Annotated in this window: 20 protein-coding genes and 1 riboswitch; of the genes, 4 read left to right on the forward strand and 16 right to left on the reverse strand. The window is 40.0% G+C overall.

Going from position 1 to position 24,466, the window contains the following annotated elements:
- Window positions 1-67 precede the first annotated feature (67 nt).
- From IEW82_RS00960 to IEW82_RS00990, 7 genes are all read right to left on the reverse strand, one after another.
- The gene (locus tag IEW82_RS00960) at window positions 68-1,069 is read right to left on the reverse strand and encodes an ABC transporter permease (protein WP_229672155.1); all 1,002 of its coding nucleotides are present in this window, start codon (window positions 1,067-1,069) and stop codon (window positions 68-70) included.
- A gap of 6 nt (window positions 1,070-1,075) precedes the next feature.
- Window positions 1,076-2,566 carry a sugar ABC transporter ATP-binding protein gene (locus tag IEW82_RS00965; RefSeq protein ID WP_188687951.1) on the reverse strand — a complete coding sequence of 497 codons (1,491 nt, stop codon included), beginning with the start codon at window positions 2,564-2,566 and terminating at the stop codon, window positions 1,076-1,078.
- A 161-nt stretch (window positions 2,567-2,727) separates the two neighbouring features.
- A complete protein-coding gene (locus IEW82_RS00970; protein WP_188687953.1) occupies window positions 2,728-3,804 on the reverse strand; it encodes a substrate-binding domain-containing protein in 1,077 nt (358 codons plus the stop codon).
- A gap of 553 nt (window positions 3,805-4,357) precedes the next feature.
- Window positions 4,358-4,993, reverse strand: a complete 636-nt coding sequence (locus IEW82_RS00975) for an HAD family hydrolase (RefSeq protein WP_188687955.1) — start codon at window positions 4,991-4,993, stop codon at window positions 4,358-4,360.
- Between the two features lie 45 nt (window positions 4,994-5,038).
- Window positions 5,039-5,815 carry a glucose 1-dehydrogenase gene (locus IEW82_RS00980; protein WP_188687957.1) on the reverse strand — a complete coding sequence of 259 codons (777 nt, stop codon included), beginning with the start codon at window positions 5,813-5,815 and terminating at the stop codon, window positions 5,039-5,041.
- A gap of 224 nt (window positions 5,816-6,039) precedes the next feature.
- Window positions 6,040-7,560, reverse strand: a complete 1,521-nt coding sequence (xylB, locus tag IEW82_RS00985; protein ID WP_188687959.1) for a xylulokinase — start codon at window positions 7,558-7,560, stop codon at window positions 6,040-6,042.
- A 215-nt stretch (window positions 7,561-7,775) separates the two neighbouring features.
- On the reverse strand, window positions 7,776-8,537 hold the full coding sequence (locus tag IEW82_RS00990; RefSeq protein WP_188687961.1) for a GntR family transcriptional regulator: 762 nt from the start codon (window positions 8,535-8,537) through the stop codon (window positions 7,776-7,778).
- Between the two features lie 296 nt (window positions 8,538-8,833).
- Here IEW82_RS00990 and IEW82_RS00995 point away from each other — a divergent pair, with 296 nt between their 5' ends.
- On the forward strand, window positions 8,834-9,700 hold the full coding sequence (locus IEW82_RS00995; RefSeq protein WP_188687963.1) for a D-psicose 3-epimerase: 867 nt from the start codon (window positions 8,834-8,836) through the stop codon (window positions 9,698-9,700).
- Window positions 9,701-10,024: 324 nt separating this feature from the next.
- Here IEW82_RS00995 and IEW82_RS01000 read toward each other — a convergent pair whose 3' ends face one another.
- The 4 genes from IEW82_RS01000 to IEW82_RS01015 all read right to left on the reverse strand — a co-directional run bounded on the left by IEW82_RS01000 (window position 10,025) and on the right by IEW82_RS01015 (window position 14,889).
- Window positions 10,025-10,855 (reverse strand): carbohydrate ABC transporter permease, encoded by an 831-nt coding sequence (locus IEW82_RS01000; RefSeq protein ID WP_188687965.1) that lies wholly within the window; start codon window positions 10,853-10,855, stop codon window positions 10,025-10,027.
- Window position 10,856: 1 nt separating this feature from the next.
- Window positions 10,857-11,822: a carbohydrate ABC transporter permease gene (locus tag IEW82_RS01005; protein WP_188687967.1), complete on the reverse strand. Its 966-nt coding sequence runs from the start codon at window positions 11,820-11,822 to the stop codon at window positions 10,857-10,859.
- Between the two features lie 86 nt (window positions 11,823-11,908).
- Window positions 11,909-13,363 (reverse strand): ABC transporter substrate-binding protein, encoded by a 1,455-nt coding sequence (locus tag IEW82_RS01010; protein ID WP_188687969.1) that lies wholly within the window; start codon window positions 13,361-13,363, stop codon window positions 11,909-11,911.
- 50 nt (window positions 13,364-13,413) lie between these two features.
- Window positions 13,414-14,889, reverse strand: a complete 1,476-nt coding sequence (locus IEW82_RS01015) for a sulfatase family protein (RefSeq protein WP_188687972.1) — start codon at window positions 14,887-14,889, stop codon at window positions 13,414-13,416.
- A 278-nt stretch (window positions 14,890-15,167) separates the two neighbouring features.
- Here IEW82_RS01015 and IEW82_RS01020 point away from each other — a divergent pair, with 278 nt between their 5' ends.
- The 3 genes from IEW82_RS01020 to IEW82_RS01030 all read left to right on the forward strand — a co-directional run bounded on the left by IEW82_RS01020 (window position 15,168) and on the right by IEW82_RS01030 (window position 17,596).
- Complete coding sequence (locus IEW82_RS01020; protein WP_229672157.1) at window positions 15,168-15,479, forward strand: helix-turn-helix domain-containing protein; 312 nt, start codon at window positions 15,168-15,170, stop codon at window positions 15,477-15,479.
- Window positions 15,480-15,648: 169 nt separating this feature from the next.
- Window positions 15,649-15,732, forward strand: a riboswitch (cyclic di-GMP riboswitch).
- Between the two features lie 65 nt (window positions 15,733-15,797).
- Complete coding sequence (locus tag IEW82_RS01025) at window positions 15,798-16,502, forward strand: WxL domain-containing protein (RefSeq protein ID WP_188687974.1); 705 nt, start codon at window positions 15,798-15,800, stop codon at window positions 16,500-16,502.
- Window positions 16,503-16,576: 74 nt separating this feature from the next.
- Window positions 16,577-17,596, forward strand: coding sequence for a DUF3324 domain-containing protein (locus IEW82_RS01030; protein WP_188687977.1), 1,020 nt, complete (start codon window positions 16,577-16,579; stop codon window positions 17,594-17,596).
- Window positions 17,597-18,187: 591 nt separating this feature from the next.
- Here IEW82_RS01030 and IEW82_RS01035 read toward each other — a convergent pair.
- The 5 genes from IEW82_RS01035 to IEW82_RS01055 form a co-directional block, all read right to left on the reverse strand.
- The gene (locus IEW82_RS01035) at window positions 18,188-19,054 is read right to left on the reverse strand and encodes an alpha/beta fold hydrolase (protein WP_188687978.1); all 867 of its coding nucleotides are present in this window, start codon (window positions 19,052-19,054) and stop codon (window positions 18,188-18,190) included.
- A gap of 77 nt (window positions 19,055-19,131) precedes the next feature.
- Window positions 19,132-20,028: an ABC transporter permease gene (locus IEW82_RS01040; protein WP_188687980.1), complete on the reverse strand. Its 897-nt coding sequence runs from the start codon at window positions 20,026-20,028 to the stop codon at window positions 19,132-19,134.
- Between the two features lie 16 nt (window positions 20,029-20,044).
- Window positions 20,045-20,995 carry an ABC transporter permease gene (locus IEW82_RS01045; RefSeq protein WP_188687982.1) on the reverse strand — a complete coding sequence of 317 codons (951 nt, stop codon included), beginning with the start codon at window positions 20,993-20,995 and terminating at the stop codon, window positions 20,045-20,047.
- 571 nt (window positions 20,996-21,566) lie between these two features.
- Entirely contained in the window at window positions 21,567-23,186 is a 1,620-nt protein-coding gene (locus IEW82_RS01050; RefSeq protein WP_188687984.1) for an ABC transporter substrate-binding protein, read from the reverse strand.
- Window positions 23,187-23,205: 19 nt separating this feature from the next.
- Window positions 23,206-24,423, reverse strand: a complete 1,218-nt coding sequence (locus tag IEW82_RS01055) for a dipeptidase (protein WP_229672159.1) — start codon at window positions 24,421-24,423, stop codon at window positions 23,206-23,208.
- Window positions 24,424-24,466: the final 43 nt, after the last annotated feature.

Genomic DNA, 24,466 nt, shown 5'->3' on the forward strand with positions numbered 1-24,466 from the left:
ACAGGCCTCCTTTCAATATTCACTTTAAGACATAAAGTCTATGAACCTCATGTAGCAAAGCAAAAAATCAAACGGCTTTTTCAGATTTGCTTGTGAAAATTTGCAAGAAAACGGCCGCAATAATAATAAACCCTTTAATAATATCTTGAGGATATGAAGGAACTGCCATTAGGTTCATAATATTGCCGATTAATCCTAAAATTAAGGCACCTGCTACCGCTTTAATGACAAACCCTTTTCCACCTGCAAGACTGGCACCACCTATAACGCACGCGGCAATAGCATCTAATTCCTGCCCCGTCCCTATGGTGGCACTTCCTGTAGCTGACCTTGCAGCAATGAAAACCCCTGCCAAAGCCGCTAACAACCCTGATACAGCATACGTTGACATGATATACCTCTTGGTTTGGATCCCTGCTAATTGAACGGCCGTTGGATTACTTCCAATGGCAATGACAATCCGCCCCCACCCCGTATACCTTTGTATCAGAGTAAAGAGAATGATTAACAAAGCCGCTATGATGATAATAGGGAAGAAGAATTTTTTATCCACTATGTTGTCTAAAGTGCCTGCTGGTAATATAACAGGCGTACCATTGGTGAGGACAAAAGCGACACCACTGGCAATAGTCATCGTTGCCAAGGAGGCGACAAAGCCCTGAAAATTTCCGTAAGAGACTAAAATTCCTGTAAATAAGCCAAAAATTAAGCCGACCACCATCGCAATCAGTATGGCAAGAATGAAGTTCATACCAAGATCCTTGATTAAAAGAGAGGAGACCGATGCGCCTACAGCCATTAAAGAACCAACAGATAAATCAATACCTCCTGTTAGGATGACAAAAAGCATTCCAATAGCTACTAATACTGGTCCCGCTTGCTGTAGTGCAATATTTCTAATATTTATCGGTGTCAAAAATGTACTTGAAAGCAAGCTACTGACAATAATTAAAATTAATAATATGATATAGGTGTTATTGTCGATCAAAAGCTTAGTAAAGCTAAATTTTTTTGTGCTATTTATGTCGCTCATACCATTATTCAAATTTCTAATTGGTTCATTAGACATGTCTTTCTAAACCCCCATCGCAAGTTTTATTAAGTTATTTTCACTTAACTCCGATTTGTTGATTTCTCCAGTCACAACACCCTGCCGCATGACAATGGCTCTGTCGCACATTCCAATGATTTCAGTCATTTCTGATGAAATCATGATGATGCCAACCCCTTCCTCGGCTAATCTATTAATTATTTTATAGATTTCCGTTTTAGCACCAACATCTACTCCTCTGGTAGGTTCATCAAACACAATACATTTACAATCCGCTGCAAGCCATTTTGCAAGGGCAATCTTTTGTTGATTTCCACCACTCAGACTATTAGCGTTATCTTCTATTGATCCGTATTTTGTTGATATACTGCTGAGCAGTTGCTTTACATAATCTTTCTCTTTTTTATGGCCGATAATATCGAATTTCTTGATTTTCCTCATTGAAGCTAATGTGGCATTTACCCGTATGCTTTGTTCCAACAATAGCCCCTGAGCTTTTCGATCCTCTGGTAAAAATCCAAATCCATTTTTAATCGCTTGCTTAGGACTTTTAAAGTTTACTTCTTTTCCGAAATAAAGTATTTTCCCCGAATCCTTTTTATCCGCTCCAAAAATTGCTCGCATTGCCTCTGTTCTTCCGGCGCCTACCAAACCGCTAAAGCCTACGACTTCTCCACTTCGAACAGAAAAGCTAACGTCGGTAACCATGTCACCTACATGTAAATGCTCCACTCTTAAAATCTCATCGCCAATTTTCGCCTGTCTTTCTGGGAAAAGCTGCATGATCTGTCTGCCAACCATCTTGGCAACGAGCTCCTCTTTAGTGATCGATGCAGTTGGGACCGTGTCGATGTATTTCCCATCTTTAAGTACCGTTATGTTATCACTTAACTCGAATAGCTCCTCTAGTCGATGAGAGATATAGATGATGCTTACGCCATCCTCTTTAAGTTGACGAATGATTGAAAATAATTTTTTAATTTCAGAAAAGGTCAAAACAGCGGTAGGTTCATCAAATACAATGACTTTAGATTTTCTAGCTAAACATTTACAAATTTCAACGATTTGTTGACGCGCAACACTTAGAGTCCCTACTTTGACGTCTGGATCTATATCCCCAAATCCTAGCTTTGATAATTGTTCTTTAGCTCTAGCCCTAAGATCCTTCCAATTCAGAAACATGCCATGGTTCACTAAATTATCAATAAAAATATTTTCAGCAACTGTAAGATCAGGCGCCAGCATAAATTCTTGATAGATGACGGATACCCCTAAATCCATTGCGCTTTTTGGCGAGGTGATTTTAACCTCTTGGCCATCAATGATGATCTGCCCTTTATCCTTTTGGTAGGCCCCCGCCAAAATTTTCATTAAGGTGGATTTACCCGCACCATTTTCACCAATCAAAGCATGGATTTCTCCCTTTTTCACCTTGAGCATTACATCTTGTAATGCTTTAACACCGCCGAAATTTTTTGATATATTCATCATCTCGACAACACAGTCATTTTGCATATCCTATAAACCCCTCATTTCTAGTAAAATGCGAATAATAGTACTAGGATAAAAGTCCTCTTTTGTAAAAGAGGGCTTTTATCCAGCTAAGTACACCTTTATAAGGGTTATAAATTCAATTTAATATGTGGTTTGGCTAACAAAGCTATCGGCAGCACCCTTTAGAATCCGAAATCATAGTACTTATCTACATTATCTTTAGTGACTGCAACAGGGTCGGTTAATGTGATCTTCGGATAGCTTGTCTTATCCTTTCCATCAACTAAAATTTCTTTGCCAATTTTTACCCCTAAATCAGCAACCTTTGATGGACTATTTAAACCTGTCGCGAAATATTGACCTTTTTTAATTAAATCATCCGCTCGCTTAGCACCATCTGATGCAGCAACAAGATCTACACCTTTAATTCCTGCGTTCTTAAGCGCAGTCATTGCTCCAAATAGCATTTGGTCATTTTCTCCTAAAACTGTTGTTAGATCTGGATTGGCTGTAATTAAGTCCTCACCTGCTTTTAGTCCATCTGCTTCGGTCCAGTTCCCCCAACCTTGACCGACAACAGAGAAATTAGCAGCACTGTCTGTTGCTTTACCTTTAGAAGTTAATGTTTTATCAAAGGATGCTGCTGCTTTCCAAGCCTTTGCTTCAGAAACCCCAGTCTTTCCTTGAATAATTCCTGCAAATAGTCCTTCTCTTCGCTCTTGACCAGCAACGTTCCCCTTAGCCCCGCTAAGTATTACAGCTTTAATTGCCTTGTCACCCATCTTTTTAGCATAAGCGAGTCCGACTGAACGTCCATTTTCTTTATTATCTGAATAAACAGTCGTCACAGTTTTAGCTGAAGCGTCCACCCCACTATCCAGCGCAATAACCGGAATACCAGCATCGGCAGCTTTATTGATTTCTGGCACAGCAGAGGAAGGGTCGATGGCATCTATGAAGATCAGATCCATTTTTTGAGCAACAAAAGTGTCCATATTTGCCGCTTCTTTTGTTGTGTCACTATTGGCATCCAATATAGTGACTTTCCACCCTTTAGCCTCACAATCTTTTTGCACCCTTTTAACTAAAGAAACAAAATAAGGAGAATCCTGAGTTTTTATTGCGAAACCTACTTTAAGTTGCTTTTTATTTGATGACGATTGATTGCCTGAGGCGGAGTTTGATGAACCGCACCCAACCAACAATGACATAGCCATGACTAGCACCAGAAGTAATGTAAACAAACCCTTTTTCTTCATTAAACTTACCCCTTTACTTTTTTGTTAGCACATAGCATTGTTATGACATTACAATATTATGTGTTTACTATAATATACTATATGTTGTTAGCGGTTTCAATATCCAAATGAAATTTTTTATTTATTTAATCTGTGCACAACATAAATTTATAGAGGATTCGTCAACGCTTCCTGCATGCAAACAGATAATAGAATCTATATAATGGCAACGTTTAAAAACAACCCTTAGACATTTTGCGACAAATTAGAAAACTTGGCTTGCACCACTTCGCTGGTACTCCTGATGTGATTTTTGCCAATCACACACTTAGGGTGCCCGCAAGCCTTAGAAGGCGAAAGCCAAAGCCCGCCTTATACTCTCTTCCTTTATGAGCGGCAGCGAAGTTATACATTCTGATAGTATAAAAACACCCTCTGAAGTCTGTAAAAAATCAGACCTCAGAGGGTGTAGCAAGCGTCCTTTGAGTAGTTTCATATATTTAAAAACATTCTTCATCCAACATTAAGACAACTCCTACATGGCATGCAAGACTTATAAAACGCATCATATAGCCTAAAACTCATTCACAGCACGCAGCCATTGGTTTAAGTCCCTTAATGAGTCGACAGCATAATCATACGCCTTAAGCTCTCCGAATCCATATTTGGCGTAAACAAAAGGAAGCTCAGCCTTTTCAGCCGCTTCTTTGTCTCCTAATGTGTCCCCAACATATATTGGATTTCTCAAATGATTTCTTTCAACAACCAGACGTATGTTATCTGCTTTTGATAAACCTGTCCTGCCCGGATATTCGTAGTCTTCAAAGTAACCTTCCAAATGATGTCCCTTAATAAACGCCTGAATATAACCTTCTTGACAATTACTTACAATAAAAAGGCGATACCTTTCCTTTAAGTCCATCAATGTCTCCATTAAGTGAGGAAAAAGTATCCCTCCGTTCGTTTCAAGATAAGGACATTGCTTTTCACAGCTTTCATTCATTATCTCTAAAGCGGTTGTTTCTGAAAGCGAATGAAATAACCTTTTTGCAATGCATTCTGTTGGAAGTCCAAACAATTTCTTGAGTTCATCAGCTGCGACGCCTTTATTCACATTGTATTTTGCAGCAACTTCCGACCAAATCTTTGAGCAGGCTTCGGTTGAATCCCATAAGGTGCCATCCAAATCAAATAGGATACTATCTATCATATAATATGACAAATCCTTTCACTAAAAGAGATCGCCTAACAGAATTTATACAATTGTAAAGCCTCCATCTATAATCAATTCGGTTCCGGTAGCAAAAGAAGCAGAATCAGAAAGTAGATAGATGACGGCGCCAGCTAGTTCTTCTGGTTTACCCATCCTTTTAAATGGCGTGAGTTCCTTCCACATCTCTCTCCAATCTTCTCTAACAAAGGATGTGAGCTCCGTAAAGATATATCCAGGGCTTATACAATTCACTCTTATTCCTTTATCAGCCCATTCCACTGCAAGCGACTTTGTCAGTTGAACAACGCCTGCCTTTGATGCATTATAGGAGGCTTGTTGTTGTGGATAATTCACTATAGTCCCCGACATAGAAGCGGTGTTGACAATTGCTCCTTTTTTATGTCGTGCGTCCAAATATCTCCCGAATGCTTGTGCAACAAAGAAAATACCATTCAAATTGACATCGATGACTTTTCTCCATTCATTTGGCTCCAGCTCTAATACAGATTTCTGTAGAACAATCCCAGCATTATTAAATAGTAAATCAAGTTTCCCCATTGCTTCATCTGCTTTTTCAATGGCCTGCGCCACTTCCTCTGGTTGAGTAACATCTGCACCAATGGCAAAGGTTTTTCGATGATAGGCCATCGCTATTTCATCAGCTGTTGCCTTTGCTTTTTGTACCTGCTGGTCAATAATGACAACATCGCCCCCTACTGCAGCGATATGTTCAGCAACCGCTTTACCAATGCCCTGAGCTCCACCAGTAATGACCACCACTTTATCTTCAAGTGAAAATAATTTTTTTAACATATCCATTATTCTCTTCTCCTTCAAAAATCCATCTCTTTCATTTTTTTGTGATACTCACTTTTTTCAAAATTCCTTTTCATCTTTTCAACTCTAAAACTGCCAATAGACATCACTAATGTATTAACCGTCAATAGACAGGATAAGCTCGCTTCGACTGTCCAACCCATAAACCCTTTTTAACGGAGTCCCAATATTCCAAAAAAGAAATATGTAAAAAGACTTACAATGCCTCATGCATTGATTTTTTTAAATACATCTTTTAATGCAAAGTAGCACTCATTAAATAACTCTTTCATCGGCTGATAGATCTTAACTGCCTCTGGATTAGGGTGATGCACCGCGTTGACGTCAATAAAGTTATGAATGACATCAAAATCCTTAAATAGTCCTACACCAACACCTCCAGTAACAGCCGCTCCCATAGAGCCTGCTTCTTCTAGGAGATTGGGAACCATCACTTTGGTATTATAAATATCTGCCATCATTTGACGCCAAACCGCGCCTTTAGCCCCACCGCCTATGACAAGCATTTCATCAATGTCTATTTGTTGTCGCAAAGCATCTAAAATGAGCGACAGATTCAAGGTTACACCTTCTAAGACACTTCTTAAAAGATCCTCCCTTTGATTTTCGGATTTCAATCCAATAAAAGCGCCTTTAGCATCAGCATCCCATCGCGGGGCCCTTTCTCCCAATAAATAAGGCAAAAAAATAATGCCATTTGCCCCTGCTGGACTCTTTTCAATCTGTGCATTGATATATTCATAAGGTGATGTTGAATGGACCTCCGCTTCGTGCATTTCAAACTTGCATATTGTATTTTTCAACCAACTGTATGCCCCACCGGCAGTTTGCATGGTTCCATTCGGCGCATATAAGCCAGGAATAACATGCGCCCAAGTAACCGTTCTCATTTTTTCATCAAAAATGGGTTTCTCTGTAGCAGTAGTAATCCAAGCTGATGTTCCTATCGAACAATAGGTTTTTCCTGGACGGATTGACCCTGCACCAACACTCGCTGTTACACCATCTCCACCACCAATCACTACAGGGGTCCCAATGGCTAAGCCTGTTGCTTCTGACGCTTTAGCGGTTACATTTCCAGCTACGAAAGTTGAGGGCTTTAACTCTGGAAGCTTATCGGCATCGATACCTGCATACTCTATAATTTCATCAGACCATTTTAGGTTAACTAAATCGAAGCATCCATTGCTATTCCCATCAGAATAGTCTGTGTAAAACTGTCCTGTTAGACGCTGCACAATAAAATCCTTTGCATTTAATGTTTTATATGTTTTTTCATAGATCTCTGGCTGATGATCACGTACCCACATCAACTTTTGTATCCCATAGGAAGCCGTATTGCGATGACCTACAATGTGATAATAGTCCCGCTGAGTGATATGTTTCTCAATTTGCAATACTTGTGCTTGGGCACGCTGATCCGCCCAAATAATCGCCTTTCTTAACGGATTTCCTTCTCGATCTACGCAAAGGCATCCCATCATCTGTCCACTAAAACTCACAACAGCAATATCAGCAGGATCAATCCCCAAAGAATGGATGAGGCTCTTACTCGTCACACATACTGCACGCCACCAATCCTCAGCATCCTGCTCTGCCCATGTTGCATTATAGTAATCGGTATCATAGGCAGCAACCTGACTCCCTAGCAATTTCCCCTCTTCTGAAAACAAAGTAGCTTTATTCCCTGAAGTTCCAAGATCATGAGCTAAAATATATTTTTTCATGGGATCCCCCCCCAAACCCTTTTATGAATCATTCACCAATGATGAATGCGCTCTGCGGACTTATATTAGAAAACTTGGCTTGCACCACTTCGCTGGTACTCCTGATGTGATTTTTGCCAATCACACACTTAAGGTGCCCGCAAGCCTTTAGGTGGCGAAAGTCAAAGCCCGCCTTATACTCTCTTCCTTTATGAGTGTCAGCGATAAAAAATGAACTACTTTGATGAATTGGTTGCCGTGATCGTAACCTCAAATCTATTGCGATCCCCACGATATCTCGCAATTGAATACTCAATTGGTTCATCAATGAAGTTATAGCCAATAGAAATAAAGCGTTGAATCGCTGTCCCACTATTAATATTAAGATTTTTCATGTCATACTCTTCTGCTTCTAGCGCTTCGATATAGCGACGAATTTTGTGAATATGGGTCTCATCCTTTGTCGCCAGTACAGGATATAATGATTCCTGTGAGAAATCATGTTCTAATACAAAACTACATCGATGATACGGAAGATAAGTTTTTACCATGACAATCGGTTCATCATCCGCAAAGCGTCTCCGATGAATATATACTGCCTTTTCCTTTGGCTGTAACTTGAGCTCTTTGGCCACATTATCAGGGGCCTCAATCACTTTAAAATCAAGAAGTTCAGTATGAGGCGTTCGGCCTAATGCAGTAATTTGATCATTAAAAGAACCTAAGGCTTGGATGAAGCTTTGATCAATCTTGGGCTTCGAGACAAATGTTCCTTTACTCTTAACCCTGTAAAGCCATCCCTCTTGCACGAGTTCTGTGATCGCTTGGCGCACTGTTGTACGGCTGATCTGATATAAATTAATCAATTCATTTTCTGTAGGAATCATACTCCCAATTGAATAATTACCATTTTTTATTTCAGATAGGATAAGTTCCTTTAACTGGAAATATAATGGTATAGGGACTGATTTATCAAGTCTCCTTGGTTCTATAACCAATCACTCCATTTCCTTTATTCCACTTGACAAGCTCATGTGAAAATTTTTATTATATTTATATTAACATTCTATTGTCATTATATAGTAACATATCATTGGAATTTATTCAATGAAAAATTAGCTAGTCATTTAGGTGCACAGTCAAGTGAAACCGCTTATAATTCGTTCGAGTTGGCACCTTTCTTTTAAAAAAGTTGAGATCATTTAAAGAGCAAGCAGTCACTTAATATTTACCTAACATGTGACCGCTCATCCCCACTATGTTCAATGAAAAACTTACACTTGGAGGGAATCAAATGAAATTTGGTACATACTTTGCTTACTGGGAACAAAGCTGGGATGCCAATTATCATCGATATGTAAAAAAGGTCGCCGACCTTGGTTTTGATATCTTAGAAGTAGGTGCCGCTGGCATCGTAAATATGTCTGATGAAGCGTTGTTTTCATTAAGAGCTGAAGCTGAAAAACACCCTATTACTTTAACCGCCGGTATAGGACTCCCCAAAGCGTACGATGTTTCTTCAGAGGATGAATCGGTACGTCAAAATGGCATTGCTTACATGAAAAAGATATTGGATGCACTTTATAAAGCGAATATTCATTTCATCGGTGGCACCATTTACTCCTATTGGCCTGTCGATTACTCTCTTCCTATCAATAAAGTTCATGCGAGAAAACAAAGTATAAAGAGTATGCAAGAATTAGCAAACTATGCATCCCACTATAATATTACTTTGTTAGTAGAATGCCTTAATAGATTTGAACAATTTTTGATAAATGACGCAAAAGAAGCAGTCGACTATGTAAGAGACATTGGGAAAGACAATGTTAAAGTCCTGCTAGACAGCTTTCATATGAATATTGAAGAAGACAATATTGGAGATGCTATTCGATATACTGGTGAATACTTAGGCCAATTACACATTGGTGAAGGAAATCGTAAAGTCCCTGGAAAAGGACATATGCCATGGAAAGAAATCGGTCAAGCGCTTCGGGACATCCATTTTGATGGAAATGTTGTAATGGAACCTTTTGTCCGTACTGGAGGAATTGTCGGTTCCGATATAAAGGTTTGGAGAGACCTTTCGGATAATGCGGATGAGGAAAAATTAGACACAGACATCAGAGAAGCGTTGCATTTTATCAAAAAGGAATTTTTATAATCTTTTAAGCATCACCATTTCATAATAGAAATTGGTGATGCTTAAATCTTGTGTGGATTTCCTCTAGAGGTGGAACGCTTTCTACGGACATAGCCTCCGACACACAATCAGGGATCCCCCAAAGTGTTCTTTAGTTCTTTACTTTTTGAGGGGGATTAATGTGCTGGCTTCGGCGTTGTCACATGGCTGTGACGGCTTTAGCCAAAATTTATAGTGTGTGGCATAATAAAGCGCTCATCATTGCGGTCTGAGGCCTGTCCTGTTAAAAGGAGTTGCAGCACCCACTGCAGCTCCCTTACTACGATCAATCTATAGAATGAAGTTCTATTGCTTTACAGCGCCTGCAATGCCCTCGATAAAATATCGCTGCATAAAAATAAAAACGAGCATGATCGGAACGAGCGCTATCGTTGCACCAGCAGCCATCCCTGTATAATCAGTCTGGTATTCTCCAATAAATGAGTACATGCCCACTGCAAGCGTCCTTAATTCAGGACGATTTAATGTGAAGACGAGCGGAACAAGAAAGTCATTCCATGACCAAATAAATTGCATGATTGCTGTTGTGGCAATCACCGGTGTCGCCAGCGGCAGCATTACTTTTCGAAAGGTTTGAAAAAAACCGCATCCATCGATAGATGCTGCATCCTCTAATTCACCTGGAATCGTTGAAAAATAGGAGGTAAACAGAAGAATGTATAGAACATGTGCTCCTGCCGACTCTGCCAAAATCACTCCAGATAAATGGTTCATTAAGCCCAAATGTCGGACAATCTCGAATAAAGGAATGATGGTATATCCTTTCGGGATGAACATCGTCGCCGTAATTAATACCATCGCCAATTTTCTACCTGGAAAGCTTACCCTTCCCAATGCATACCCTGTCAAAGCACAAACCACTGTAACAATCACAACAGTCGCTACGGTAATCACTACTGAGTTAAAGAAGTACTTAGAAAATTGAGCCGTTTCCCATGCGCGCGCATAGTTTTCCCAATGGAATATCTTAGGAATGAGATTTAAGCCCGAACCAAAAAACTCTATGTTTGATTTTAATGAGGAAGAAACCATCCATATAAAAGGATATATCCAAATGGCTCCAAGGATTAATAAAATGGTATGCAATATAATTTTCCTCTGTCTAGATCCCATCATTTTATGATTTTCCTTTCACTTTTTCGTCTTGACCAGCTTTTTTAATGAGCCACCCGATGCCGATGCTTAACAAGAAGACAAAGATGCCGAATAAAATTCCAGCGGACGATGCATAGCCCATTCGCGGAATGCCATCACTGGCAAAGGCATAGTTATAAATAAAGAGATCGATAGTTTCAGTAGAAAAGTAAGGTCCGCCATCAGTTAATGTTTTAACCAAATCAAAAACGTGCAAACCATTCACAACAGTCAAAAGTAAAATAACAGCTGAAATGGGCTTTAAAATGGGTAAAGTAATGTACCAAAGGGTACTAAAAAAGTTGGCTCCATCAATCTTTGCAGCCTCATAAATGTCGGCTGAGATAGATTGAAGGCCGGCTAACCAATAAATCATCACAATCCCAAAAAATTTCCAAGATCCAACGATAATCATAACTGTCATCGCTAATGTCGGATTATCTAACCAATGAATCGGATGTTTTATAATGTGAAAGGTTTGTAAGAGATTATTAACTAAAGCATCTTTGTTCCCAAAAATATTTGCCATAACAATACCGATGATCGCTGTCGATGTGACAACCGGTAAGAAATAGAGTGTGCGATAAAAGGTTTTCCCCTTTATTTTTGACTCATTAAATAGGATAGCCATGATTAAAGCAAGTGGCATAACGATCACCGTTTGCCCAACCATGTATTCGAGGGAATGCAAAAAGTCATGCCAAAACTTCGTATCATGAAAAAGCTCCTTATAATTCTCCCATTTGATGAAATTCTCTAATGGTCCAATTCCACTCCATTGATAGAATGAGTAAACATAGCTCATCACAATGGGAAAAATGGTCAGCCCAACAAAGAGAATAAATTGTGGTGTGATAAATAAATAGGCCCAATAATATCTGCGGTGCCTTCTTTTTGATGTATTTAATTTAACGCGAGGTTTTTGATTCGATAATAATGGCTCTGACATCCATCAGCTCCCCCTTTAGAATCAAACTAAGATATAGAGAAGAGACGATTAACGTCTCTCCGCCTGATATTTAACTCATTGCAATACTAATTCCCCTTATATGGTTTAAAAGGTGTCCAATCAGAAAATTTAAAATTTGAAGCTGAAACCTTGCCATTAGAACTCTTAATCGCATCTGTCAATGCCTTATTAAATTTAGCCGTTCTATCTTTAAGCGTTTCCTTAATATTACTTATCTGTCCTGACAAATACCCCTGCAATATGTTCCCTAAATCGTCTTGAGGCTGTTTGCCTTGGGCATTATTTACTACATCAATCGCTTTTACATTACTTTCATATGGATTAGGAGCCAATATCTTTATTTTGTCTTGAATGTCCACGACTTGTTGAAATTGTGGATAGGGCTGTTTGATGCCTTCCATAGCACTTTGTATTGGTGGCTCCTCGACGCCATCCGTTGCTAAATTTTTGTAAAAATGATCGATAATATAGTTTAAAAATGTTTTTACCTCTTTATAATGCTTTGTATTTTTTGAAACGAGCAATCCTGCAGGTGACTCCCCTTGAAATCCCTCATAAGAGGGCTTGCCATCCTTTGTTGGCAATGGGGCTGCACCCCAATCTTTAAATCCATCATTATTAAAGATGCCAGCGGCCATCGTTCCATCCCAAGTAAATGCGGCCTTGCCATTTTCAAATAATCCTTTTGACTGCATATCATCGCTTTGCATACTGTTGGGGTGTAATACATTGTTGTCTTTTAGCTTTTTAAAATACTGCATGGTTTGAATGATGCCAGGTGTATCGAAATCATATTTACCCGTTTTATAATTGATGCCTGTTACTCCACCTGAGTTCCAAAATACCTCTGGAGAGATCGCTGTCGCCATGGACATAATTTCACCATTTGTCTCATATGATGCAGAGGATTTACCAGCAACGATAAGTCCATAGATTTTCCCTTGAGACTTTTCATAAATGGTCTTACCTGCATTCAGAAATTCATCCCATGTTTTCGGAATGGATTTAATCCCATATTGATTTAAAATCTTTTTATTATAAAACATCATGTTCGTGTAATGATATCCAGACATAAGGGGGAGCTGATAAACCTTACCATTAAGCGTTGTAAACCCCTCCGACCAGGTTCCATCAACAAATTGAGTCTTTTTCTGATCCGTTATGACATCATCAATATCATGAATGACGTCAAGACCCGTCAACTGTGGTAAGGAAAGTGACGGATTAAAGCCAAATATATCAGGAAGCTGATTGCCTTGAATGGCTGCCTGTAGTTGTGCCACATATTGATCCGCCGGAACATTGGTTAACTTTACATGAATCTTCGGGTTCTCCTTCTCAAAATCAGCAATCGTCGTTTTAAACACATCATTAAGCTCTGGCCAGCGGTTCCATAAAGTTATCGTAGCTTTCCCGCCGGCAGATGATTGACTACTAGAATCTGCTGAACTGCTACACCCCGCCAAGACAAGGGAGAATAACAGGATCATGCCCATGGCCAAACTAAATAGTTTCCGCAAAATACCCCTCCTCAAATACTGTTTCTTTAAGTGACTAAAAAGCAGGTAATTTAGAGTCCACGTAAATTCGGATGATGTGGAACAACGTCACATGTTTCCTGATAAAATGTCAGAACCCTTTCTTGCATTTCTGATAAAATCGCATGCATCTGTGGATCATGAATACGATTGTCCAGTTCATGAGGATCAGCTTCTAAATCATATAATTCATCTTCCTCATACAACCGCCTGACATATTTATAGCGTTTAGTCCTGCACATCACTGCTTTTGTATGTTCTGGTCCATCCTCTATTTGTAAACTTAATCTTGGCCAATAAAGACCTGTTTCTTGGCTCGAAAGCGATTCTAATTCCTTGCAATGATCTTCTTCAGCAAGTCGCCCACCCTCACAAAAAACACTGTCTCGCTGCGCCTTTACTTCTCCTGAAATGAGGGGCAGCAACGAACGTCCAAAATGGGTATGGCTTGGCGTTATACCAGCTAAATTTTCAACCGTTGCGGAGACATCAATGAGTTCCACTAAAGCCTCATTGACCCCTGGATTAATTTCAATTCCCAGAGGTGGCTTAACGATTAAAGGAACATGGGTCAGACAATCTTCGAATGTATTTTGAGTTTTCTCTACTAATCCATAGTCTCCAGTAAAATCTCCATGATCTGAAAAGAAAAATACAGCTGTTTCATCATAAATCCCTGCATCCTTCAAGGCTTCCATCACCATGCCAAATTGGTGATCCACCCGTGCGCACATCCCATAATAGGTAGCTCTTAATTCATCCCAACGCTCTTCCGTCCACGTTTTCATATTCTGCCTTTCATAGATCCCTTTCAGTAGGCTAGCCTTTCCCTCCCATTGTTCAGGGCTCTTGATACGCTCAGGAAGCTTGCCACGATCGATTTGGCTAAACCAAGGTTCTTCTACTCCATATGGTGGATGGGGATAAAGCAAGGGAAGATAGAGACAGAACGGTTGATCATCTGGTCGATTTTTTATTTGTTCAATGGCCCCCAACACATTTGCCCAGTCTGAATCGTAATAAAACTCAGCATCGTTTAGTTTAGCTATCCTTCCAACATAAAAGGAATAATACGTATCACTTCCCGGCTCACCTCGCCATTCATCATTTCCTCCCCAGTATGGCAAGGGCTTCTCTTTCGGATTATATTTAATGTCACAATAATCCTCATAGCCATATTCAGCAGGAACCAAATCATTTTTGCCTCCCCACCAGACAAAGTAACCTGATTCTTTTAAAGTCTTTAATAACACAGGCTCATCCTTCTGAAGCATGTGATACATTGTGCGATGCCCTCTGACATGCGGATACCAGCCCGTCATAAATGAACAACGACTTGGTGTACAAACTGGATTTTGACAATACGCTTGACTGAAAGACACCGCCTCTTCTTGAACAAGTTGATCTAAGTTTGGCGTCATTGCTGCCTCATTTCCTAGATGCCCCATCACATCTCCACGCCATTGATCAGGATTAAAAATGATAATATTAGGCCTTTTTTTACTCAACCTTTATCCCCTTTCTACTCTTTTTTGTACCTAAGCGGCCATACAAGATAAGCGTTTTCATTTATTTTGTAGAATAAACGCCCCACCATTTTGCCGCTTCATTATTACCTTCCCTCCTATCAATAATGAGTTAATTTCTAAATAAAACGAATACAGACAAAATTATATCTTTAATAACTATTTATTTCAATATTTTTATAGATATTTACGATATTTTATTTGTATAAAACCCCAACACTTCCCATTGATTCCTTATATAATGGGGTTAGGTGATAGATGTGAATATAGGTATGCGAATTCAAAACATACGAAAATCAAAAAATTTAAAAGTAACTGAGTTAGCGAAAATGGCTTATATTTCTCAGCCTTATCTGAGTGATATTGAGAGAGGACGTACAACACCTTCACTTGATAAATTACAGACTATCTGCGAGGCTCTTGATATTTCCCTTGGTGATTTTTTTGGCAATGCCTCAGAGTTTTCGCCTGAACTTATACAACTGCTTGAAAATATCAAACGATTAACTGAAGAAGAGAGAACGCATCTTGCACATTTTATTGAAGCGATTGTAAATCGGCAGGATACATAGATTGAATCAATGCTTTAAAAATAAAACACTCCCCTTAACTGATGGACAGATAACAGTTAAGAGGAGTGTTTTAATATGAAGCTACGAATCTGCGAGGAAAAATTGACCATAAAAATGGAATATTTTTTGCGTTGTTCGACACCCAAAAGGATTTTATAATCAAGCTAGCAGTTGAAAAGAGCAAACCAATTGAAAGATTGGGACGCAAAACTATAGGGACTAAAGCTTCGTGCTATGTCTGCCAGTTGCCGCGGAACGATAGAGAGATTCTCCACGGGATACTCTACTGCACTAATAAAATGGTGGAGGTAAACATCTATGTTCAAAAAAGTACGTAAATTTATCCCTGCAGTCATTTTGTTCGGTGCTTTATTGTCAGCGAATTCTGCGTTTGCTGCTAGTTCCGGTACAATCACAGGCGGCACTTTAAATTTTGCAAGCAATACAGATCAGAATGCTTTAACAGAAGGCTCTAATGTCACTTCAAGCAATTCACTTGTTGGCTTCGGCTCCATTGGTACAGTTGATGTTACAGAACAATTCTCAACAATCAATACCAATGATTATCTTCGTATTGACGATAACCGTGGGACTAACGAAGGCTGGCAGATTAAAGTATCTGCATCTGATTTAACAGCCAATGTTGAAGATAAAACGACGGGTAAGACTGGCGATACAGTTCAAATTACCCTTCCTATCGGCTCTGTTCTTAAAGCAAACACAGCGTCTCTATCTAATATTGCCGGAAGCATGGAAGGCATCACATCACAAACAGGTGCCACATCCCTTTCCCCTTCCGGTGTTGCCCTTGTAACAGCTGATAAAGGATACGGCGCTGGCGCCTATTCTGCCAATGTGACGTACGCTTTATCCTTGCCGAACTATCTACCAGCAGACGCTACACTTACACCAAGTGATGCCACTGATTCAAAATTTGCAAATGTCACGGATCCTACACGTATCGGTATGTTTGCAGGTGACTATTCGACAACCATCCAATACGCCGTTACTGTAGCTCCTTAATTTAATAATTTGTTATAGCTTTGCTCAAGCTAAGAATGTTCATTCATTCTTAGCTTTTTTTATTGGAGGACAGCATGAAGAAATTACTTTTTTGTCTCTTATTTTTCGTTTGTCTCAACATCCACCACGCTCATGCAGATGAAGGCAAATTATTTATTGAACCTGCTGGGACCAATACAAGTGGTTATTTTTACATTGAAGGCCAGCCCGGCGAAAGCCATACCATTTCTTTAAAAATATCTAATCCCTCTCATCAGCTTTCAGGGAGTGGTACCTTATTTATCTCAGATGCAGTCACAGGTAAAGGCGGCGGTATGGCCACACTCACACCTCAAAGTGCCGCCAGACAAAGAACCTCACTATGGTTCACTTTCAAGCAGAAGGACATTGTTTTAAAGCCTGGTGAAGTAAAAGTTTTACCCTTATCCTTTACCATTCCTAAGACAGCATTGCCAGGGGATCACATCGCCAATGTTGAATTGTATAAATTTGTCCCCGCCGAGAGTCGCCAAAATAGTCCTCAAGCCAACAAAGCAAAAATCATTGTAAACAATGCATATTCACAAGCTTATGCTGTGTGGGTAAAAATCAAGGGACCAGAAAAACACCAGCTTTCGCTTACAAAGCTCACGCCTACTTGGAATGGTGCAGATTTATTTTTGGATATTTATCTTGCTAATAAAGGAAACGTCCTGGAAAAATCTAAGGGGACGGTCAGGATCTATAAAAAACATAAGTTAATCATGACCAAGACAGCTAGTATGGGCTCGATCTATCCTGGGGATCAAAGTTATTTTTCGCTTTTAATTGATGATGAAAAAGCTCGACAGCCCGGGACCTATCAGGCTGATATCACTTGGACATATGCTGGACAAACCCTGCATAGAACCTTTACTTATTCCTTAAAAAGGACAGATGCCAATCGGGCAGAGCATATCATCGTAAAAGGCAACGGCGATAACACCCCAGAAGGGCTGTTCATCACAAAAGCAGATCTGATTAAATATGGTGCGATTCTAGCTGGCAGCATTCTGCTCATCGTGGTTGTCATTATTATCCTTGTAAAAAGAAAGAAGAAAAGAAAGCAAAAATGATGATTATAAAGTGATTTGGAAGGAGCTATAGTAAGATTTGGCACCTCTAAAATTCAGACATGGGCTTTCCTGATCCTTTATGACACGTACCGGAGGAAATGAAAGGCAGTGCTCTACTTAATAGAGGCATGTTTTTACCTGACCTAACCAATGTTTACAGACCTCTTACCGAAGTGCTCGCGTTTTTTCTAATGCACGCTGGGCTTCCTGTGTTCTATCTCATGTATAGGTCCTATAAATGTGCGGTGACACTTTCTTTTGCCAAACCAAACGCATTACATTTAAGAAATCTTCCCAAAGTCTCATTGAAGCTCCAAGGATTTGTCTATACCACTGGTTGATCTCCCGAATGCTAAAATCGGGAGAACCCCCAGCTATTGCGCCTGAAATCACTCATTCCCCCCCTATCTTTAAGCCATTTAGGCTGGAGCGCCGAGTAGGTGCTCCAACGGAAGCAAAGGTTAAATCGACCCGTTCTTCCTCGGTCCACACTAAGACCTCTTACCTCCAATTTCCTGTAGGATCGAAAGTTTAATGAGATGATCATCCACTGCTTTACTCCATCCTTTTAGTCAATAGGCTCATTCGGGGTTAAGACTCAGATGAAGCCTTGTCTGTTTTCCCGACAGAGTTCTTTTGCAAAAAATTACGGACAAGTTTTAAATAATCCTCATTTTCTTCAAGGTGTGGTGAATGTCCACTTTGTTCAAAAATAACGAGCTTAGAATTTGGGATATGCTCAGCAATAATCTCAGAACAAAGAACAGGAGTGATCCAATCATGACGCCCTACCGTAACCAGTGTCGGTACCTTAATAGCAGGCAATTGTGGCTGAACATCGTATCGAGGTTTATTCACGCTAAAAGCAAAATTATGTGTTTCAAACCGATAAAAAATTGAATCCAATCGTTTTTTCACTGCTTCTTCATCGTATTCCACAGTATAAAGTGGCTGAATCGCTGCAAACATGTCCTTAAGTTCTTGGTTTGACTCCACTTTACCGGCAAATAATTTTACAAGACGGTCTTCCGTTACTCCGGGAAGCTGACTTTTTAAGGCACGATCGATGGATAAATGATCAAAATCATTACTAGGGGCCGTATCTCGTAGTAAAACATGCGTCACCTGTTCAGGATAGCGGATCACATATTCTAATGCTAAGTACCCACCATATGATCCACCAAGTATTTTTATTGGCGCATCAACAAGTCTTTTTCTTAACTCCTCAATATCTGCCGCCCATTGTTCGTGTGTAAATGGCGGCTTCCCCTCAGAACGCCCTGAACCGCGCATATCCATAAAGACAAGCTGATAGTCATCACCTAAAGCTGAAAAGGCTTTAATATCATTTCTACAGTCGCCTAACCCTGGAGCGCCATGAATGAAAAAGATGGGTTCACCCTCCGGATTCCCATGAATTTCATAATATATATTATTTCCGTTGATTTTTATCATCATTTCTAGAATCACCCTTTAAAGTAAATTTCAAAACAACTCCATATTTGACGTTCATTTGTTATGGAACATCTATAGGGCTATTTATTGACATACCTTGGATCTAAGGCGTCACGCAATCCATCGCCTAAAAAATTGTAAGCTAATACAACGAGAGTAATAGCAATCCCTGGAAGAATGCCCAGTATTGGAGCCGTCCAAATATATTGCTGTGAATTTTGTAGCATATTTCCCCATGTTGCCGTCGGAGGTTGAATACCTAAACCTAGATAACTTATAGCACTTTCTGTTAAGATCGCCCACGCAATGGTCAATGTTCCAGAAACGATGATCGATGGAATAATCTGAGGCAAAATGTATTTCGCCATGATTCGAGCCGTTGATGCACCTGAGGCATTTGCCGCTTCAACGAATTCGTATTCCTTCCATTTCAAAGTCTCTCCATATACAATCCTGGCAATCTCCATCCACGAAGAGAAGGCGATGACAATGATGACCATAAACGGACTTGTTCCCAGCACCGTCAAGGCAACCAATACAAAAAAGAAATTAGGGATAGCCATCATCGCTTCAGTTATGCGCATAAATACAGCTTCCACAGCCTTACCAAGAAATCCCGCACACGCACCAATAAAGGTTCCAATAATCAGTGAGAATAGCATAGAACATAGCCCCACAAGTAAAGTGACTCGCCCCCCATGAAGCATTCGGGAAAAGACATCTCTGCCAAGGTCATCTGTTCCAAACGGGTGCTGTAAACTCCACCCAACAAGTGATCCGTCCTTAGAGATTTGTTCGGGTGTAACATGCCAAGCAAATGGACCCAAAAAGACAATAATATGGACCAATATAAGAAAGATGAATGAGATGAACGCCACTTTGTTTTGTTTAAGATGTGTCAGAACAGCAAACTGCCGTTTTTTCTTTGTCACTTCGGCTTGAGACAATGAATCCTTTATATTCCTTGCTGTTGTCATATCAAGGTCTCCTTTCTTACGCTACATTCTTCACACGCGGATCGACCTGAGAGTAAATCAAATCAACCAGAAGGTTACAGATAATAACTACTACTGTTATCACCACTGTAATCCCCATGACCAATGGATAGTCTCTACCATTAGCTGCTTCAATAATGAGATTCCCTATGCCAGTCCACCCAAATATCGACTCAGTAATCACGGCTCCACTTAACAGCCGAGGTATCATCACACCAATAATTGTGATGACAGGTATTAATGCATTCCTAAGGGCATGGCTATAAATCACGACGACTTCTTTCGCACCCTTCGCTCGCGCTGTTCTGATAAAATTTTGTGATATGACCTCTAACATAGAGGAGCGGGTGAAACGCACAATATTGGGCAATACCGTCGTTGATAGGATAATGACAGGCATAATAAGATGAGCGAGATACCCCAATACATTAAAGTCACTGCCCCTGGGGCCCACACCTGAGGATGGCAACCAATGCAAGCTAACAGAGAACAATAAAATGAGCATAATCCCCAACCAAAATGCTGGAATGGATAATCCAATCACACTGACAAAATTAATCAAGTGATCTAAGACTTTCCCCCTTCGAATAGCGGAAATCACCCCAAAAATAATTCCGAAAACAACCGAGAAAATAATGGTATACACAGTTAATTCAATCGTATAGGGTAAACGCTCATCAATTCTTTTTATAACAGGCTCATTAGATGTATAAGAGATGCCTAGATCTCCATGAATTGCTCCCTTTAACCATTCTCCATATCGAACAATAACAGGCTTATCTAAGCCATATCTTTCTATCATAGCCTGTCTCTCTTCTGGTGAAGCGTCCATACGTGTGACACCTTTAGGTCCGCCTGGGGCCAGATTGATTAAAAAGAAAGTAATGATTGTCACTATAAACAATAGAATGATACTCTGCCCAATGCGGTGAATTAAAAATCGAAGCATGACCATTCCCTCCTTTTCCTTTCAAATTCATAAATAACTCTTAGCATCAGCTTTTTTTGCTATTCATCTTATTGACGCATCCTTCCTCTAGATAACAAAGCTCTGCTCTAACTCTGCACCTGAGAGAAAGCTTTTGCTTACTCCACGTATTAAAAAGAAATGGGGCTGGAACGGAAGGATTCAGTTAAATAGAGAAGTCGAACGCATTCACAATTTCGAAGGAATACGTTCGGCTTTTTGAGTGAGTCAAGAAGCGTTCCGTCAAAACACTTTGCTTTCCACAGACACCGCCTCAGGCACACAGGATGCGCTAGCTTCGGTGTTCGACGCGCAGGGTATGCTAGCTTCGGTGTTATCACATGGATGTGATGCTTTTAGCCAAAGGTCTTTGAAGAATGTAAGACACTTAGACAAAGATCTTTAAGGATTCCCAAGTGGTCCTCGGACACGTGCTTTCCCGTAGGAATCCCCGTATTTTGACGACACTTCCGATTTCTCTAACTCCTTTTAAAATCTTATCGTTGGTATGAGGGTGATCTCCTTTGCGTTTTGTCTCACCCTCACTTCTCATTTATTTTTTGAGGTACCATTCATTGATATAGTAAAGCGTATCGCTATAGTCTAGATCAGGAACACCTTTTAGTGTTTTTTGCTTGACTAGCACTTCCTCTGGATAAAAGAGGAATAAATAAGGAAGCTGCTCAGACATCACCTTTTGCGCATCATTATAGATCTGCTTTCGTTTGTCTACATCGCTTGTTTGAGCACCCGCTTCTAATAACTCATCCAGCTCTTTATTACTGAAAGCGGGTATGTTGTTGCCGCCACCCGTGTGCATATAAGCTGATAAATCTGGATCAGCAGCATACTTCCACCAGTTCAAGGTCATATCATAATCACGTTGGATGACAACTTTATCAATCATCGAGTTCCAATCCATTGTCTTCAATTTAACATCTATGCCAACGATCTTAAGATACTGCTGAACAAGCTGAGCAATTGCCTTTAGGTTCCCTTGAAGACCAATTTCAAAGTTAACAGTAAAGGGTTTCCCATCCTTATCGACAATACCGTCTCCGTTCGTATCCTTCCATCCCGCCTCAGCTAAAAGTTCCTTCGCCTTTTTAGGATCATAATTATACTGCTTTACATCGTCGGTATAATACTGACTTAGCGCTGGCGAAATGGCAGCATTTGCAACTTTACCATAGCCCTTTAATACGGTCTTAATGATGTTTTTACGGTCTATCGCATATTCAAAGGCTTGTCTCACTCGCTGATCTTGATATTTCTTTTCCTTTTGATTGACAATGACCCAATAGAAATCAGGAATATCCTTTCCGGCCACATCCACTTTTGGGGAATTCTTAAGCATATCAATGGAAGAAAGATCAGATAATGCAAATATTGATAGCTCGCCACTCAATAATTGTGCAATTTGCGTATTGGCATCAGGGAGCACTTTATACTCCACTTCATCAAGCTTAGCTTTATCTCCCCAATAATCATCATTACGTTCAAGAACCACGCTTTGACCCGAAGTATAGCTTTTAATTTTAAATGGCCCCGTACCAACTGGATTCTTTTTGTTAAATGAGGTTAAGTTCCAAGGATCCTTTCCCTCAAAGATATGCTTTGGTAAAATTTCTGTGTTATAGCTTAGATAAGCAGGCAGGGCTGCAAAAGGGCTTGATAAGTTAAATTTAACGGTGTGATCATCAACCACTTCAACATTTTTTACTGATTTAAAATAAGAAGCATTATTCGCACCTAAGGATTTTTTTAAGGCAATATCATTAAAGGTATAAGCAACATCATCTGCAGTAAATGGCTTACCATCATGCCATTTAACACCTTTACGAAGATGGAATGTCCAAACAAGACCATCATTTGAAGTCTCCCAGCTTGTTGCTAAATCTGGCGATGGTTGTAAATCCTTACCTGGTTTTGTTAGCCCATCGAAAAGCACTCGGTTAACTACGTTCGATTCGGCAAAGGCATTGGGACTCCATGGATTAAACGTAGGGTCGGCAACGATTGGAATCGTTACCTTCCCACCCTTTTGAGCTTGTCCACTCCCGGAATCTGACGCCGATGTCGATGACTGATCTCCCTCACTACTATAGGAGCAGGCTGTCAACAAGGCGATTGCTATCAGTGTGACTAGTGTGACTTTCATATATTTCAGCATGACCCGTTTCCTCTCTCTATTATTTAGCCCATGTCGCTTCTAATACTCTAAGAATATTAGTACCGATAACCTTGCGGATTTGTTCACGATTGTACCCATGATGGACTAACCAGCGCACAATATTTGGAAAACATTCTGCCGGATTTTCTAACCCTTCTACATACTCTACTCTTTGTAAATTAGAGGCTTGGGAGCTTTTGATAGATAATTGCCCGGATAACACATTGTGCAGTTCTACATGATCACCGAATAATGTATCAGGCCCAAAAGCAACATGATCAATCCCTACTAAATTCGCTACGTATTCAAAGTGCTCCATAAATGACTCAATATTATGACGAGGATTTTTTTCTGTTACCGTTGAATGAGGAGCGGCTTCTATTGCTATGACACCCCCCTTTTCAGCACAAGCGATCATGACATCGTCCGGCTTCATCCGTTTTGTATTCCACAAGCCTCGTGCACCTGCATGATTAATGGTGACCGGTTTTTCACTTGTTTCAATGGTATCTAAAGCTGTTTTATCACCTGAATGCGATACATCAATGGTAATGCCTAATTTGTTCATGCGTTGGACAGCTTGTTTGCCAAAGACAGAAAGTCCAGAATCGTTGGGCTCGCGCAAGCCAGATCCGAGTTGATTGGCTTCAGAATAAACAATTCCCATCGTCCGCACGCCAAAGCCATACAATATATCAAGGCGATCTAACTCATTTTCTATCATTGTTGAGGATTCCAGTGCACAAACAAAGGCGATTTTCCCTTCCTTCTTGGCCCGATATAAGTCGGAAAGACGCTCTGCTTTGATCACCATATCCTGATGAGCAATGTCACTCATTCTAATACCTAAGTCATGAATCACATCAGACCATTTCCAACCTGCTAGAGAGGTGACCATAGCCGTCCCATCCATAAAGTTCTCAAATATGACATCGAGGCCCGATTGACTCAGTGCCTCAAAGGCTGTATAGTCACGCCCTTGTCTCCTAAACTCATAAAATTGCGATAAATCTTCGGGTGCGATAAAAGTATGTTCATGCATAGAGATGATATTTTCTTCATTAAAAATATCTTGAACAACGGCTTCCTCTTCCTCAGAGACAGGATAAGCATACTCGGGCACCCTGCCAATTTCCTTTGCCAGTTTAAATTGTTTATAATCTACTCCTGGTTCCAAATACTGAAAAGATTTATATCCATCATATATTTTGGCATTTTTATGCATGATTTTTGACACACTCAAAACTCCCTTATTCATTTATTTTTTTTAAGATAAAGTT

The sequence above is a fragment of the Pullulanibacillus camelliae genome (assembly GCF_014642655.1).
In the GTDB taxonomy this organism is placed as follows: Bacteria; Bacillota; Bacilli; order Bacillales; family Sporolactobacillaceae; genus Pullulanibacillus; species Pullulanibacillus camelliae.